Genomic DNA, 14084 nt, shown 5'->3' on the forward strand with positions numbered 1-14084 from the left:
GGGCAGCGCCCCCAATCTCGCGTGCTCACATGCTCTCTGACTGGCTCATCTCGCTTGAGGGCACTGAGGCAGGGCACGACGTCGCGCTCATCCTGGCACTTGGCGCTGCCTTTTTGCACGCGGTCTTCGGTGCGCTGCAAAAAGGGCGTCACGATCCTTGGCTGTCGCGCGGCGCAATTGATGCCAGCTACGCGATCATGGCCGCGCCCGTGGCGCTGTTCATTGTGCCATGGCCCGAACCACATATGTGGGTGATTTTCGCGGGTGCCTTTGTAATTCACACGGGCTACAAACTGCTGCAAGCCTTTGCCTACACCAAGGGCGCTTATACGGTCGTCTATCCGGTCGTGCGCGGCACTGGGCCGCTGTTCACTGTCTTCGGTGCTTACCTGATCTTCTCCGAAACCTTTACTGCGGCACAATGGTTCGGCGTTCTTGTCCTGCTCGCAGGCATCTTCGGCCTTGCGCTCTATAATTATCTCTACCTCGTGCAGGATCGCGCGACGCTTGCGCCCGCGCTCTGGCTGGCTTTTGCAACGGGCCTTTTCGTTGCGCTTTATACGACCTATGACGCCTACGGCATCCGCGCGACGGCGGATCCCTTTACCTTTCTGGCATGGTTCTTTTTCATCGACGGTCTCGCGATCCCGCCTATCGCCTATTTGCGCTATCGTCGCATGGCCAACCCGCCCGCGCTGCCGCCGCTTGCGCTGCGCGGTGTGATCGGCGCGCTTGTGGCCTTTGCCTCTTTCGGTTCGATCATGCTGGCCACGCGCCTTGACAAGGTCGGCGAAGCGGCCATCTTGCGCGAAACCTCAACCGTCTTCGCGGCGCTGATCGGCTGGCTTGTCCTGAAAGAAACTGTTGGTCCGCGCCGCATTGCCCTGATGAGCATGATTGCACTTGGCGCGGTTATCGTAGAATTTGCTGGCTGAGAGCCAGGAAGGAGCCTGTTTTGGCACAAGAAAAAGATATCAACCCGATCTTGAAGCAGGTTTTGGAACTTGGCCCGACGCTGGTGTTTTTCCTGCTCTACCTGCGAATGCGCGACAACAGCTATAGTTTTGCAGGCACGGAGTATACGGGCTTTATCGTTGCGACCGTGGCCTTTGTGCCTGTGCTTTTGATCGCAATCGGCGTGCTTTGGTATCTCACGGGCAAGCTAAGCCGGATGCAGATTTTCACCGCTTTTATGGTGATATTCTTCGGCGGGTTGACAGCCTATTTCAATGACGAACGCTTCTTCAAAATGAAGACGACGCTGGTGTACGGCTTCTTTGCAGTGATCCTGTCCATCGGGTTGGTGCAGGGCAAAAGCTATCTGGCCTTTGTACTTTCGGATGCACTTCCAATGGCGAAAGAAGGGTGGATGATCCTGACACGCCGCCTGACAGCTATGTTTGGCGCGCTGGCTGTGGGCAACGAAATCGTCTGGCGCACCATGTCCACGGACGCCTGGGTCAAGATTGAAACTTTCGGGTTCCCGGTCCTGCTCTTTGCTTTCCTTTGGGCGCAATTTGCGGTGCTGCAAAAGTACATGGACCTCGAAAACTAGGCGCAAAACTCTTTCAAAGAGTTTTTCCAATTTCCTTTCAAAGGAAATTGCTCTGCAGTTGACCCCTCGGGAACTTCAGCATAACCAGAGTATGTGGCGATTTGTTACCGGATTGTGGGCCACGTTAAATATGCCGCTAAAAGGTCAACGCTCGGGAACCCCGTTTGCTTGACCGCATCGGGGTTTTTTCGTGGGGCAGCCCCCGCGCTAGGAGAGAATGATGAGCAAAGACTGGAACACGCGCACCAAGCTGGTGCACAGCGGCACAAAGCGTAGCCAATGGGGCGAGGTCAGCGAAGCGATCTTCCTCACGCAGGGCTTTGTCTATGACACAGCCGAGCAGGCCGAGGCACGTTTTATCAAGACCGAGCCGGATGAGTATATCTATGCGCGCTACGGCAATCCGACCGTCGCGATGTTCGAAGAACGCATGGCCGCGATCGAGGGCACGGAGGACGGTTTTGCCACTGCCTCTGGCATGGCTGCGGTCAACGGCGCACTCATGAGCTTGGTGAAAGCGGGCGATCACGTGGTCGCCTCGCGCGCGCTCTTTGGCTCATGCCTCTATATCCTTGATGACATCCTGCCGCGCTTCGGGGTTGAGGTAACACTGGTGGATGGCCGTGATCTGGCCGCTTGGGAGGCGGCGATCCGCAAGGATACCAAGCTGGTGTTCTTTGAAACCATTTCCAACCCGACCCTTGAAGTTATTGATATCAAATCGGTTTCCGCCTTGGCCCATAAGGTTGGCGCGTTGGTTGTTGCCGACAATGTCTTCGCCACGCCCGTTTATTCCAATGCTGTGGCACAGGGCGTTGATGTGGTGGTTTACTCCGCCACGAAACATATCGACGGGCAGGGCCGTGCCTTGGGGGGCATCATTCTTGGCAGCCGCGACATCATCCGCGGCACCGTCGAGCCCTATATGAAGCACACAGGTGGCTCCATGAGCCCTTTCACGGCGTGGATCATGCTCAAAGGTCTGGAAACCATGGACCTGCGCGTGCGTGCGCAGGCGGCGTCGGCGGCGAAAATGGCCGATGCGCTGGATGGGCATCCCAAGATTGCCAAACTGATTTATCCCGGCCACACCAGCCATCCGCAACACGATCTGGTCATGGCGCAAATGGGCAATGGCGGCACCATGCTCAGCTTTGAAGTGAAAGGCGGCAAAGAGGCGTCCTTCCGCATGCTCAATGCACTGCAAATCGCGGTGATTTCCAACAATCTGGGCGATGCTAAAACCATCGCAACTCCGCCCGCGGCCACCACGCACCAGCGCCTGCCAGCAGAGCAGAAAGATATGTTGGGAATCACGCCGGGCTTGGTGCGTCTTAGCCTCGGGATCGAGGACACGGACGATCTGATCGCGGATATGCTGCAAGCGCTAGAGCAAGCCTGACAACTTGCTTAAGATGTGCGCCCGTAAAAGCCGAGCCGCTCTTCTTCAGTAAACATCGCGCCTTCTGTTTCGTAGTAGGTCAGGACAGTCACAACGCGCGCGCGTTTGCCTTTGGCAGGCGTGACGCAATGGGGGGTGTTCACGCCGCGAAACACGTTAAGCGTACCGGGTTCCACATCCAATGCCTGCACGTCAGGGTCTTGCCCGCGCACCAATCGTTCAACCCCTGCGTAATTTGGATCATCCGCGCTGCGCAGATCGGTGCGATAAAGAAAGGTGCTGCCTTCTTCGGGCGCTTGCAGCAACAGCGTTGTGGTGAATTCAGAGCGATCGAAATGCCAGTTCAGCCCCTGTCCATCGCGATAGGCCATTACGTTCAGCCGCGCCAATGGGTCGGCCATCGGGAAAAGGGCAGGGCGCTCCATCACATCTGCCAGAAAATCCACAAAGGGCGGCCATTCATAGAGCTTGGTAACGGGCGCCGCTTGCAACTGGTCAGCGCATAGCGTCAGATTTGATGTGGAGAATTCCGTGTAAAGCGGGGAGTCCGCAGGCACATCCGGGATAACCGTCTTGAAATAGATGTTGTGCATGCGCTCGTGGCGAAAGGCTTCGGTGTCGAACTTGGGCATTGCATAGGCCAGCGTTTCAGCAATCGGCGCGGGCTTCATAAAGCCCTCCAGATTGAACATGCCGCCCGCTGCCAGATCGGCTTTGCAGCGGCTCACCAGGGCCTCGTAGTCTGCGCTCCCGCGCTGATCTAGCGGATATCGGTCCAGATCAAGAATGTCGCGCATGTGATGGCCCCCCAAGTTATTGCCAGCACTCTCAGCCACCTGTAAGCACCGCGCAATACCAAAACCGAACCCCTTTGGTCGTGTTTGGTGACTTTTGCTTCGCCTTTTCCCCTAGGGATACGTCGAAAAGCATGGGAAAACGGGGGGGCATTCCTATATAAAGGACGCAAAGCTGTTGAATTCGGGGAACCTGTCATGACACTTCAAACGCCGATTGAGGCTATTGTAGCAGGTCGCGAAAAGGCCGAAAATGCCCTGGCGGTGCTGAAAAACTGGGCTGCGGGGGCAAGTGCTGCTGAAATCGACGCGCTTGATCCATCTGTGCGCGCTTTGCTGGATGGCGCTGCATATCCTGACCTAAGCCAGAATTACCCTGATAATTTTGTCGCCGATTCGACCTATAAAGCGACCCTGCCCGATCTGCAAAACGGACCTAGTTCGCTCATTCGCGGCTCAAAACAGCTGATCCAGCATGTCGGCATTTCCAATTTCCGCCTGCCAATTCGGTTTCACACCAAACACGGCGGCGATCTGACACTTGAGACGTCGGTGACGGGCACTGTCAGCCTTGAGGCAGACAAGAAGGGCATCAACATGTCCCGCATCATGCGCACCTTTTATCGGCGTGCAGAGGAAACCTTCAGCTTTGATGTGATCGAAGCGGCGTTGGATGATTACAAATCCGATCTCGAAAGCTTCGATGCCCGCCTGCAAATGCGCTTTTCTTTCCCTGTGAAGATCGAAAGCCTGCGCTCGGGCCTTACGGGCTATCAGTATTACGATATCGCGATGGAGCTGGCCGAACAGAACGGCGTGCGCCAAAAATTCATGCATGTGGACTATGTCTATTCCTCGACATGTCCGTGTTCGCTCGAACTAAGCGAACATGCGCGGCGCACCCGCGGGCAGTTGGCAACGCCACATTCGCAGCGCTCGGTTGCGCGTATCTCGGTTGAACTGATTGGCAAATCGATCCTGTGGTTCGAAGATCTGATCGATCATTGCCGCCGCGCTGTTCCGACGGAAACGCAAGTGATGGTCAAACGCGAGGACGAGCAGGCCTTTGCCGAGTTGAACGCAGCCAACCCGATCTTTGTTGAGGATGCCGCGCGCCTGTTCTGCGAGCAATTGCAGCGCGATGAACGCATCGGCGATTTCCGCGTTGTCGCCTCGCATCAGGAAAGCCTGCATAGCCATGACGCGGTCAGTGTCCTGACCGAAGGACCAAGCTTTGCTGCGACCAGCCTTGATCCCAAGCTGTTCAGCACGCTTTTTCACGTAGGATAATCTGCTCTGCCCTTCGTGAACGGGGCCATTACCATTGCGCCGCAGCCTCGCAACAAAAATTGAAAACGGGTATTGGATTCAATAGCTTGCTTCGGCTTGCGTCCCACGAATCTTCAGCATCCAGTTGCAAAACTGCTCTACAGGTTTGGACAGTTTTTCGCCTTTGGGTACGATTAGGTAATAGGCAAAAGACGTTTCAAAGTTGCGCCCAAAAGGGTTCACCAAAGCCCCGCTTTTCAGCTCTTCCTGTACCAGCCATGACGCAAACAGCGACACCCCCAACCCGTTGATGGTTGAACTAAGCTGAAAGTGACGATCCTCCAACATCATTTGCGTTTGCGTTGCACTTGCTTTCACCTCGTTCATCAACAACCATTCTTCCCACATGCGGTTGTCATCTACATGCAGCAGATTGCACAAAAGCAAATCCTCGGGTTGGCTGATCGGGTGGGCGGCCAGATAGGCGGGGCTACAGACCACCGCAAGTTTTTCAGGCCACAAGCGGTGCACAGTAAAGCCGCTCCATTTGCCTTTACCCCATTGGATGCCAAGGTCCGCAAAACTGGCCGGATTATGCATCCGCGCGAAACTGTTGTTATGATTATGCATCGACAGTTGAAGGTCTGGGTGCAGTTCCATCAAGCCACCCAAGCGTGAAGACAGCCAGCGGCTGGAAAACATGGGCAACAGGGCTATCTTGACCGAACCCGCCTGATTGGCAACCCGCTCCAGCCCTGTCTGAATCATGTTCAATCCGTTCTCGACATGGCTCGCCAAAACGGCACCTTCCTCAGTCAGCTCCAAGCCCTGCTTGGTGCGCCGAAACAGGGCGTATCCCAAATCGGTTTCCAATTTTTTGATGTGATAGCTGACAGAGCTTTGACTGATATTCAGTAATTGTGCAGCGCGAGTGACATTCCCTGCCTCGGACGTGACATTAAACACTTGAATAGATTTGATATTCCTAATCATTCCGCTCACCCCGCCCTTGGCTTTGATTGAACTGGAACGATCTTAGCCATCTAAAAATTAGATATATAGAGTAAATCTTTGAATTTTGCACAGCGCAGTGTCCTCGCTACCGTTGATTAACCGCACGACAAATGCGGAGGGGGGATACCATGAAAACGCCTGTTCTTAAGGTGGACACATTGTGCAAATCGTTCGGCGGCGTTCACGCAATCCGCGATTTGTCATTCGAGCTGCGCGAGGCCGAAATCCTTGGTTTGATTGGCCCCAACGGGTCGGGCAAATCAACCACCGTCAACAGCCTTGCGGGGATATTTCCCATCACTTCAGGCAAGATCATGTTGGGCGATGCGCAAATCGACAACCTGCCCGAATACGCAAGGGTCACACAGGGACTTGCACGCACCTTCCAGACCGCAAGCACCTTCAGCGAATTTACCGTGCGCGAGCAAATCCTTCTGGGCAGCAACGTCACCCGCACATCCCATCCATTGTCCTCGGTCTTTGGCTTTGGTCGCAAAGCGTCTGAAGATGCGGCGCTGGAAAAACGCGTGGATCACATCCTAGAGATCACCGACCTCAAACCCGTTGAACATACCCGGGTCGGCACAATCAGCTCTGCGCAGCAACGGTTCTTGATGATCGCGACGGCGTTGGCGTCTGACCCCAAGGTCATTTTGCTTGACGAACCGGCTGCGGGTCTTGTTTCGCATGAGCGCAAAACACTAAGCGAATTAATCAAATCCATTCGCGGGCTTGGCGTGTCGGTGCTGGTTATCGAACATCACATGGCGTTGATTATGGACGTCTGCGACCGCATTGTCGTGCTGAACTTCGGCCAGAAAATTGCCGAGGGCACGCCAGCAGAAATCCGCAGCAATCCGGTTGTGATTGATGCCTATCTCGGCGAGGCGGCATAGATGTTGAAAGTTTCCGACCTGCGCGTCAGCTATGGCCCTATCGAGGTCATCCACGGCATTGATATCGAAGTTGGCGAAGGCGAATGTGTTGCCCTGATCGGGGCCAATGGCGCGGGCAAATCTTCGACCCTCAAAGCGATCTGCGGACTGGTTCCAGCGAGTGCCGGCACGATTACCTTTGAAGGACGCGATATCACCAATCAAAGCGGCCATGACATCGTCAAGGCGGGCATCACCATGTGCCCCGAGGGGCGTCAGGTGTTTCCCCAAATGAGCACGCTACAGAACTTGCGCATGGGGGCTTACACCCGCACCGATCCCGATCAAGCAAGCGATGTCGACGAGATGATGGATATGTTTCCCATCCTGCGGGACCGTGCAACACAAGCTGCTGGCACGCTTTCCGGCGGAGAGCAGGAGATGCTGGCCATTGGACGTGCGCTCATGGCGCGTCCCAAGCTGTGCATCTTTGATGAACCCTCCTTGGGGTTGGCACCAAAAATCGTCGCCGAAGTGGGAGCGACCATCAAGCGGATCAAAGAGATGGGCAAAACCATCCTGCTCGTCGAACAGAACTCCGCCATGGCGCTGCGCCTTGCGGATCGCGCCTACCTGTTTGAGGCCGGAGAGATCGTACTGAGCGGAACAGGCGCAGAACTACAATCACATCCGGATGTCGCAAAAGCGTATCTGGGCCATTGAATTTAACGTTTCTGGGAGGAGACACACATGAAACTGACAGCAATCACCGCTGCATTCGCATTGACGGCAACTGCCGCTTTTGCCGCAGACAAAACGCTTGATATCGGGGTCAGCGACGCGCTGACCGGGGGCGGCGCAGTCTACGGTCTACCGCAAGCGAATGCGGTCAACCTCGCCGCCAAAGAGATCAACGCAAACGGCGGCATCAAGGTCGGCGACGACACTTATATGCTCAATGTCATTGCCTATGATGACAAAGCGAACCCCACAGAAGCCTCCAACGCGGTGCGCAAACTGATTGACCGGGACGGTGTGAAATACATTCTAGGGTTTTGCTGTTCCGGGGCCACGGGCGCGGTTGCATCCTTTATCGAGAATGAGGATGCGGTGATGCTGGTCGGCAACGCGGCGGAGCGTTCGATCACCACACGCGAAATTCCAAACCTGACACGCACGCGCCCACCGGCAGATTATACTGGCGCGGCCGCGGGGACTTTCGTTGCTGAAAAAGGTCACAAGCGCGTGGCTGTTCTGGGGGCCCTCGATGTGGGTTTCTACGCCAGCTATGTGGACGCTTTCGAGAAAGAGTTGAACAAAGCGGGCGGCGAGATTGTGAGCCGCGAGGCCTTTGGCCTAAAAGATCGCGACATGTCCCCGCAGCTGACAAAAATTCGCGGGCAAGAGCCTGATGCGATCCTTGTGGTTGGCTATGTCGAACCTGCTGCATTCATCTACCGTCAAGCTGTCGAGCTGGGCATCGACGTGCCGCGCTACGGCTTTACTTCGGGGTCGGAGGAACAGTTCCTGCGCGTTGCCACATCCGAGCAGATGGAAGGCGTCTGGGACCTGCGTCCGACAGAACTGACACTGCTGTCAGCCTCAGACAACGGCAAAGCATATCACGCGAACTACTCGGCGGAATTCGGCATCGCGCCATCGCCAAGCTCGCCTTATGCCTACGATCAGACCTATGCGTTGAAAAACGCGATCGAGGCGGCAGGTACAGTGGATGACACCCAAGCGGTGGCCGCTGCTCTGCGCGAATTGACTGTGCCTGATGAAGTCGTGATGCAGTATCTTCCTGTCGACGGAAAAATGTTTGATGTGAACGGTCAGGCCTACACTTCAAACGGTGCATTCCAATGGCAGAGCGGCAACTGGGTCTTCGTACAAGACCTGCCGTCCGATGCTGCGGCCTATTCCGCATTCCTCAGCACGATCGACTGATCTCTCCCTGACGGGGCGTGGGCCTTGTGCTTGCGCCCCCTTTTTCTTTCCTCTTATTCGCAGGACCGAACATGGTTGAGGTTATTCAACAAATTATCAACGGCGTCGCTATCGGCGGTGTCTATGTGTTGATAGCGCTGGGGCTGACGACAGTGTTTGGCATTCTTGGCATTGCCCATTTTGCCCATGGCTCTGTGTCGATGTTCGGCGGCTATCTAACATTCTTTTTCGTCACGGGATGGGGTTTCCCACTGCTGCTTGCGATCCTTGTGTCACTGCTCGTCGGTATGGTCCTCGGGGTGCTGATTGAACTGCTTGCCTATAGACCTGTGCGCGACGCCAATCACATCAACGCCTTCATTGTCGCCCTTGGCCTGACGATGATGGTCGAAGGGCTGAACCTGGAATTCTTTGGTCATGAACAGATTGTCATTCCTACCGACCTCAGCCGCGTATTTAACATCGGCGGCGTCACCGTTCCTGAACTCAGGCTTTATGTGATTATCGCGGCGGCGCTGCTTGTTCTTGCCATGACCTTGTTTGTTGAAAAAACCAAGACGGGCCAAGCGATCCGCGCTGTGGCTGAAAATCGCGATGCGGCGATCCTTATGGGCGTGAACGTTAACACCATTCCACTGGTGGTGTTTGCCATCTCTACCGCGCTGGGGGTCTGCGCGGGCGTCATGGTCGGCTCTTTGTTCGCCATCGCACCCGGCATTGGCGAGGGCTTGGTGGTCAAGGGCTTTGCTGTGTTGATCCTTGGCGGTTTGGGCTCGATCCCCGGTGCGGTCGTTGGTGGCCTTGTGCTGGGCATCACCGAAGCGCTTGCGGCTGGTTTCATATCTTCCGCCTATAAAGATGTGTTCGCCTTTGTGGTGATGATCGGCGTGCTGTTGTTCCGCCCTCAAGGCCTGATGGGGAAAGCATGATGACCCTGAACCGAACCTACATTTTCTATGCAGCGGCGCTGGTTGGCTTTATCCTGCTGCCACAATTCATTGCCGTGAAATACTACTTGCATCTTAGCGTTTTGGCGTTGATCTGGGTGATCGCGGCGCAGGGACAAAACCTGATCCAGGGCTACACGGGATATGTCTCTATCGTACAGGCCGGCTTTATGGGGATCGGGGCCTACTCGAGCGCGCTGATGGGCATGCATTTTGATTTACCTGTCTGGCTTACCATCGCGCTGGCCCCTTTTATCACTGCATTCTTTGCCTTGCTGACGGGCTATCCCAGCCTGCGTGTCAAAGGGCATTACTTTGCTATTGTGACCCTTGCGTTCAACATGGTGATTTTCATCGTTCTGATGAATTTTCATGAATTGACCCAAGGCGAGGCGGGCATCACGGGCATCCCAAAACCGGGTGGCAAGGACGGGCTGTTCAATTGGCGTGACCGCGAAACCTATTATTACTTCGTCTTGATCCTTGCAGTGCTGATGACAGCACTCGCCGCCTTGATCGTGCGCTCGCGCATAGGCCAAACGCTGATCGCGATCCGCCAGAACGAAGACCTTGTTGGTGCCATCGGAATTGCAGCATGGAAATACAAGCTGTTCGCCTTTGTGATTTCAGCGATGTTTGGTGGCTTGGCCGGTGCGGTTTACGCCCATTACCAAAGCTTCATTAACCCCGAAATTTTCGGTGTGGCGCAATCCCTTGATGCGATCCTGGCGGTCATCATTGGCGGATCGGGCACCATTGCGGGTCCTGTCATCGGCGCGTTTTTTGTCGTGCTTCTGCCCGAATATCTGCGCTTTGCAGATAGCTTCCGGCTTATTATTTATGGGCTTGTTCTTGTGCTTGCCACGATTTACATGCCGCGCGGCATTGTTGGGGTGGGCACCGATCTGATGGCCAGATGGGGGCGGGGCAAGCCATGAGCCAAGCCTTTCTGGATCGTGTCGCAAGCTTTGCCGCCGAGCACATCACCCCTGCGGCAGCAGGCTGGTCAATGGGCGGCGACCTTGATGCGTCGATCTATGAAATGGCTGGACAATTCGGCATCTTGGGGATGCGGGTGCCGCAGTCATTTGGCGGGCAAGGTGTTGATTTTACAACCCTCGCAAGCGCTTGCAGCATTCTGGCTGGGGCCGATTTCGGTTTTGCAATGTCACTCGTCAACACCCACAATATCGCGCTGCGTTTAAGCGAGATTGCCTCTGACACGCAAAAGCAACGCTACCTCCCAAGCCTGTTGAACGGCAAGATCAGCGCCTGTACAGCCCTCACCGAACCCGGAGCGGGCAGTGATTTCGCCGCCGTCACCACAAAGGCAAGCAAGACGGACACCGGCTGGCTGCTGAACGGCGAAAAGACATGGATTATCAACGGACGGCACGCTGGTCTTTCTATTGTTTATGCTCAATGTCGCGCAATCGGTGACGCTGGCGGCATCGGTGCCTTTTTGGTGGATCTGAACGCCAAGGGCGTGACGCGCTACGCTATTGATAGCAGTTTTGCCCAGAGCAGTATGGGGACCGGCGGTTTTACACTGCAAGATGTAGAAGTCGAGCATGACGCATTGCTGATAGCCCCCGGCACCGCGTTCAAAGCGATCCTGACTGAAATTAACGGCGCGCGAACCTATGTTGCTGCCATGTGCAACGGCATGCTCGGCAAGGCGGTTGTTGATGTGGCAACATATGGCACGCAGCGCACCAGCTTTGGCAAACCGCTAAACGCTATCCCAAGCTGGCAGGCTGCTTTGTCAGAGGCGCAGACTGCGCTGGACACCTCGCAAACGCTTACCGCTCGGGCCATTGATCTGGTCAACACAGGCCACGACGCCCAATTGGCAGCCGCGCAAGCCAAGATTGAAGCCGTAACCTGTGCCCAAAGACAGCTTCCCGAACTGCTACAGCTGATGGGGGCAGAAGGGTTGCGGCCTGAACACCCGTTTGCCCGTCATATCGCCGCCGCACAGATTGCGGGTTTCACCGATGGGGCCACCAATATTCTCAAAGATAGGGTGGCCAGACTGACCGCTCGGAAAGGGCCGTAAAAATGCGTGTATTCCAGATTGAAGGCGATTGGGGATTTGACAATCTCAAACTTTCGCAGCGGCCAGAGCCCGTTTGTGGCCCAGGTCAGGTTATCGTTGCGATGCGGATGGCATCGTTGAATGCGCGTGATCTGATCGTGCCAGAGCGCGGCTACGGGCGCGCCACGGGCGAGCTGCCGTTGATCCCCGTTTCGGACGGCGTCGGCGAAGTGGTCGACGTCGGCGAAGGGGTTTCCCGCGTCGCCATCGGGGATCGTGTTTGCCCGACATATTTCCAGGACTGGACCAGTGGTGAACCCACGCCCGAGCGGTTTTCTTCCGCCTTGGGCGGTCCGCTTGATGGGGTTATGGCTGACCTTGTCTGCCTTTCTGCCGAGGGCGTAGTCAAGATACCCGACTATCTGAGTGACGCCGAAGCAGCCACATTGCCCTGCGCCGCCCTGACCGCATGGAGCGCGATTGTCACCCACGGCAAAACCCGCGCAGGCGACAAGATATTGGTGCAAGGCACGGGCAGCGTCGCCCTGTTTGCCTTGGCCTTTGCCAAGATGCACGGCGCGCATGTCACTGTGATTTCCTCCAGCGATGACAAACTGGCGGCTGTGTCTCGAATGGGCGCAGATGCCACCATCAACTATCGCACAACGCAAGATTGGGCCCGCGCCAGCCGCCCCATCACCGCGCAAAGAGGCGGTTATGACAACATCATCGAATTGGGCGGCGCGAAAACCTTGCCATTGTCGCTGCGTGCGGTGCGCCCGGGCGGGACGCTTTCGATGATCGGGGTTCTGTCGGGATTGAACATCGAGGCTTCGCTGGGACCAATCGTGGCGCGTCAGGTGCGCCTGCAAGGTGTCACCGTGGGGCACCGCGACGGGTTCGAGGCGATGCTGCGCGCCATGGCGCAACACGAGCTGCACCCGGTTCTGGGCAAAGTCTTTGCGTTTGAGGATCTCAAAGCGGCGATGGAACATCTGCGAAATGGCGGTCACTTCGGTAAGACGCTTGTTCAGTTCTGATCCGATGACCGGCACATCTCACCCCTATCAACCCCGCGCGCATCCCCCTGATAAGCCCGCATTTATCATGGCTGCCAGCGGTGAAACCGTCAGCTTTGGCATGTTGGAAGCACGCGCTAACCAAGGGGCGCATGTGTTGCATGCCCAAGGTGTCAAACAGGGCGAACATATTGCAATTCTGATGGAGAACCGGCGCGAAATGCTGGAAGTCTGCTTTGCCGCAGATCGCGCAGGCGTCTATTATACGACCATCAGCACACATCTGAACACGGACGAAATCGGATATATTCTGGCCGATTGCAATGCGCGGTTTCTGGTGGCCAGCGATCGGTTCCTGGACATTCTTGCAGACTTGCCACCCGTTCGCGCAGGTTCGTGCAAGGTCATGGTTGTCGGTGCCAGTAACGCGCTCTACGCCGACTGGCAAAAGGAAGCGGCACTTCACAAAGCAACGCCAATCCCTGATGAGGCGCAGGGCCTTGATATGCTTTATTCCTCGGGCACAACCGGACGTCCAAAAGGCATAAAATGGCCATTGGAAAATGCACTGCCAGGCACGCGCACCATGTTGGTTGATCTGTTGAGCAACTTGTTCGGATACAGCCACAACACATGTTATCTCTGCCCCGCACCGCTTTATCACGCAGCGCCGCTTAGGCATGCGATGGTGACGATCAAGATGGGTGGCACCGCGCTCATTATGGATCGCTTTGATGCTGAAACATCCTTGCGCCTGATCGAACACTACAAGATCACCCACAGCCAATGGGTGCCCACGATGTTCGTACGTTTGTTGAAACTACCCGAAGCTGTACGCATGCGTTATGATCTGTCGTCTATGGAAATGGCGGTTCATGCAGCAGCGCCTTGTCCCGTTGAAATCAAACATGAAATGCTGGCGTGGTGGGGCGACATTATTCACGAATATTATGCAGGGACTGAAAATAACGGGTTTTCGGCGATAAACAGCCTCGAGTGGCGCGAACACCCCGGATCAGTCGGCCGCGCAAAACTGGGGGTGGTGCATATTTGCGATGCAGATGGTCACGAAGTCCCGATTGGAACGACGGGGGAAATCTACTACGAGAACGGTCAGCAGTTCGCCTATCATAACGACCCCGAAAAGACCCGCGCTTGCACCAACTTGCAGGGCTGGACCACATTGGGCGATATCGGGCGGTTGGATGATGACGGTTATCT

Annotated in this window: 14 protein-coding genes and 1 riboswitch; of the genes, 12 read left to right on the top strand and 2 right to left on the bottom strand. The window is 55.9% G+C overall.

The features are described 5' to 3' along the window. Positions 1-29: 29 nt before the first annotated feature. The 3 genes from WBC85_RS12935 (at position 30) to metZ (ending at position 2957) form a co-directional block, all read left to right on the top strand. Positions 30-935 carry an EamA family transporter gene (locus WBC85_RS12935; RefSeq protein ID WP_424437875.1) on the top strand — a complete coding sequence of 302 codons (906 nt, stop codon included), beginning with the start codon at positions 30-32 and terminating at the stop codon, positions 933-935. A 20-nt stretch (positions 936-955) separates the two neighbouring features. Continuing rightward, on the top strand, positions 956-1555 hold the full coding sequence (locus WBC85_RS12940; RefSeq protein ID WP_424437836.1) for an inner membrane-spanning protein YciB: 600 nt from the start codon (positions 956-958) through the stop codon (positions 1553-1555). A gap of 83 nt (positions 1556-1638) precedes the next feature. After that, positions 1639-1715: riboswitch (SAM riboswitch) on the top strand. 60 nt (positions 1716-1775) lie between these two features. Then, positions 1776-2957 (top strand): O-succinylhomoserine sulfhydrylase, encoded by a 1182-nt coding sequence (gene metZ, locus WBC85_RS12945; protein ID WP_424437839.1) that lies wholly within the window; start codon positions 1776-1778, stop codon positions 2955-2957. A gap of 8 nt (positions 2958-2965) precedes the next feature. On the opposite strand, the gene WBC85_RS12950 is transcribed toward metZ, so the two are convergent. Continuing rightward, positions 2966-3754, bottom strand: a complete 789-nt coding sequence (locus WBC85_RS12950; protein ID WP_424437842.1) for a HalD/BesD family halogenase — start codon at positions 3752-3754, stop codon at positions 2966-2968. Positions 3755-3949: 195 nt separating this feature from the next. Here WBC85_RS12950 and folE2 point away from each other — a divergent pair, with 195 nt between their 5' ends. Continuing rightward, positions 3950-5041, top strand: a complete 1092-nt coding sequence (gene folE2 / locus WBC85_RS12955) for a GTP cyclohydrolase FolE2 (RefSeq protein WP_424437845.1) — start codon at positions 3950-3952, stop codon at positions 5039-5041. A gap of 78 nt (positions 5042-5119) precedes the next feature. On the opposite strand, the gene WBC85_RS12960 is transcribed toward folE2, so the two are convergent. Further along, positions 5120-6013, bottom strand: a complete 894-nt coding sequence (locus WBC85_RS12960; protein WP_424437848.1) for a LysR family transcriptional regulator — start codon at positions 6011-6013, stop codon at positions 5120-5122. 149 nt (positions 6014-6162) lie between these two features. Between WBC85_RS12960 and WBC85_RS12965 the strand changes: the two genes are divergently transcribed. From WBC85_RS12965 to WBC85_RS13000, 8 genes are all read left to right on the top strand, one after another. Then, complete coding sequence (locus WBC85_RS12965; protein ID WP_424437851.1) at positions 6163-6930, top strand: ABC transporter ATP-binding protein; 768 nt, start codon at positions 6163-6165, stop codon at positions 6928-6930. After that, the gene (locus tag WBC85_RS12970) at positions 6931-7632 is read left to right on the top strand and encodes an ABC transporter ATP-binding protein (protein WP_424437854.1); all 702 of its coding nucleotides are present in this window, start codon (positions 6931-6933) and stop codon (positions 7630-7632) included. Between the two features lie 27 nt (positions 7633-7659). Next, positions 7660-8859, top strand: a complete 1200-nt coding sequence (locus WBC85_RS12975) for an ABC transporter substrate-binding protein (RefSeq protein ID WP_424437857.1) — start codon at positions 7660-7662, stop codon at positions 8857-8859. A 71-nt stretch (positions 8860-8930) separates the two neighbouring features. Then, positions 8931-9788 carry a branched-chain amino acid ABC transporter permease gene (locus WBC85_RS12980; RefSeq protein WP_424437860.1) on the top strand — a complete coding sequence of 286 codons (858 nt, stop codon included), beginning with the start codon at positions 8931-8933 and terminating at the stop codon, positions 9786-9788. Continuing rightward, positions 9785-10744, top strand: coding sequence for a branched-chain amino acid ABC transporter permease (locus WBC85_RS12985; RefSeq protein WP_424437863.1), 960 nt, complete (start codon positions 9785-9787; stop codon positions 10742-10744). Before WBC85_RS12980 ends, WBC85_RS12985 begins: the two co-directional genes overlap by 4 nt. After that, the gene (locus WBC85_RS12990) at positions 10741-11865 is read left to right on the top strand and encodes an acyl-CoA dehydrogenase family protein (RefSeq protein WP_424437866.1); all 1125 of its coding nucleotides are present in this window, start codon (positions 10741-10743) and stop codon (positions 11863-11865) included. The genes WBC85_RS12985 and WBC85_RS12990 overlap by 4 nt, the downstream gene beginning before the upstream one ends. 2 nt (positions 11866-11867) lie before the next feature. Then, positions 11868-12884 (top strand): zinc-dependent alcohol dehydrogenase family protein, encoded by a 1017-nt coding sequence (locus WBC85_RS12995; protein ID WP_424437869.1) that lies wholly within the window; start codon positions 11868-11870, stop codon positions 12882-12884. After that, on the top strand, positions 12847-14084 hold a 1238-nt coding region (locus tag WBC85_RS13000), incomplete at its 3' end, for an AMP-binding protein (protein ID WP_424437872.1). The genes WBC85_RS12995 and WBC85_RS13000, both read left to right, overlap by 38 nt.

Origin of the sequence: Planktotalea sp. (assembly GCF_049680325.1) — a bacterium.
Lineage (GTDB): Bacteria > Pseudomonadota > Alphaproteobacteria > Rhodobacterales > Rhodobacteraceae > Planktotalea.

Coding starts and splice junctions, on each gene's coding strand:
- WBC85_RS12950 (WP_424437842.1), bottom strand. CDS start 3,754: ATGCGCGACATTCTTGATCTGGACCGATATCCGCTAGATCAGCGCGGG.
- WBC85_RS12960 (WP_424437848.1), bottom strand. CDS start 6,013: ATGATTAGGAATATCAAATCTATTCAAGTGTTTAATGTCACGTCCGAG.
- WBC85_RS12995 (WP_424437869.1), top strand. CDS start 11,868: ATGCGTGTATTCCAGATTGAAGGCGATTGGGGATTTGACAATCTCAAA.
- WBC85_RS12935 (WP_424437875.1), top strand. CDS start 30: ATGCTCTCTGACTGGCTCATCTCGCTTGAGGGCACTGAGGCAGGGCAC.
- WBC85_RS12990 (WP_424437866.1), top strand. CDS start 10,741: ATGAGCCAAGCCTTTCTGGATCGTGTCGCAAGCTTTGCCGCCGAGCAC.
- metZ (WP_424437839.1), top strand. CDS start 1,776: ATGAGCAAAGACTGGAACACGCGCACCAAGCTGGTGCACAGCGGCACA.
- WBC85_RS12980 (WP_424437860.1), top strand. CDS start 8,931: ATGGTTGAGGTTATTCAACAAATTATCAACGGCGTCGCTATCGGCGGT.
- WBC85_RS12965 (WP_424437851.1), top strand. CDS start 6,163: ATGAAAACGCCTGTTCTTAAGGTGGACACATTGTGCAAATCGTTCGGC.
- WBC85_RS12970 (WP_424437854.1), top strand. CDS start 6,931: ATGTTGAAAGTTTCCGACCTGCGCGTCAGCTATGGCCCTATCGAGGTC.
- folE2 (WP_424437845.1), top strand. CDS start 3,950: ATGACACTTCAAACGCCGATTGAGGCTATTGTAGCAGGTCGCGAAAAG.
- WBC85_RS12975 (WP_424437857.1), top strand. CDS start 7,660: ATGAAACTGACAGCAATCACCGCTGCATTCGCATTGACGGCAACTGCC.
- WBC85_RS12985 (WP_424437863.1), top strand. CDS start 9,785: ATGATGACCCTGAACCGAACCTACATTTTCTATGCAGCGGCGCTGGTT.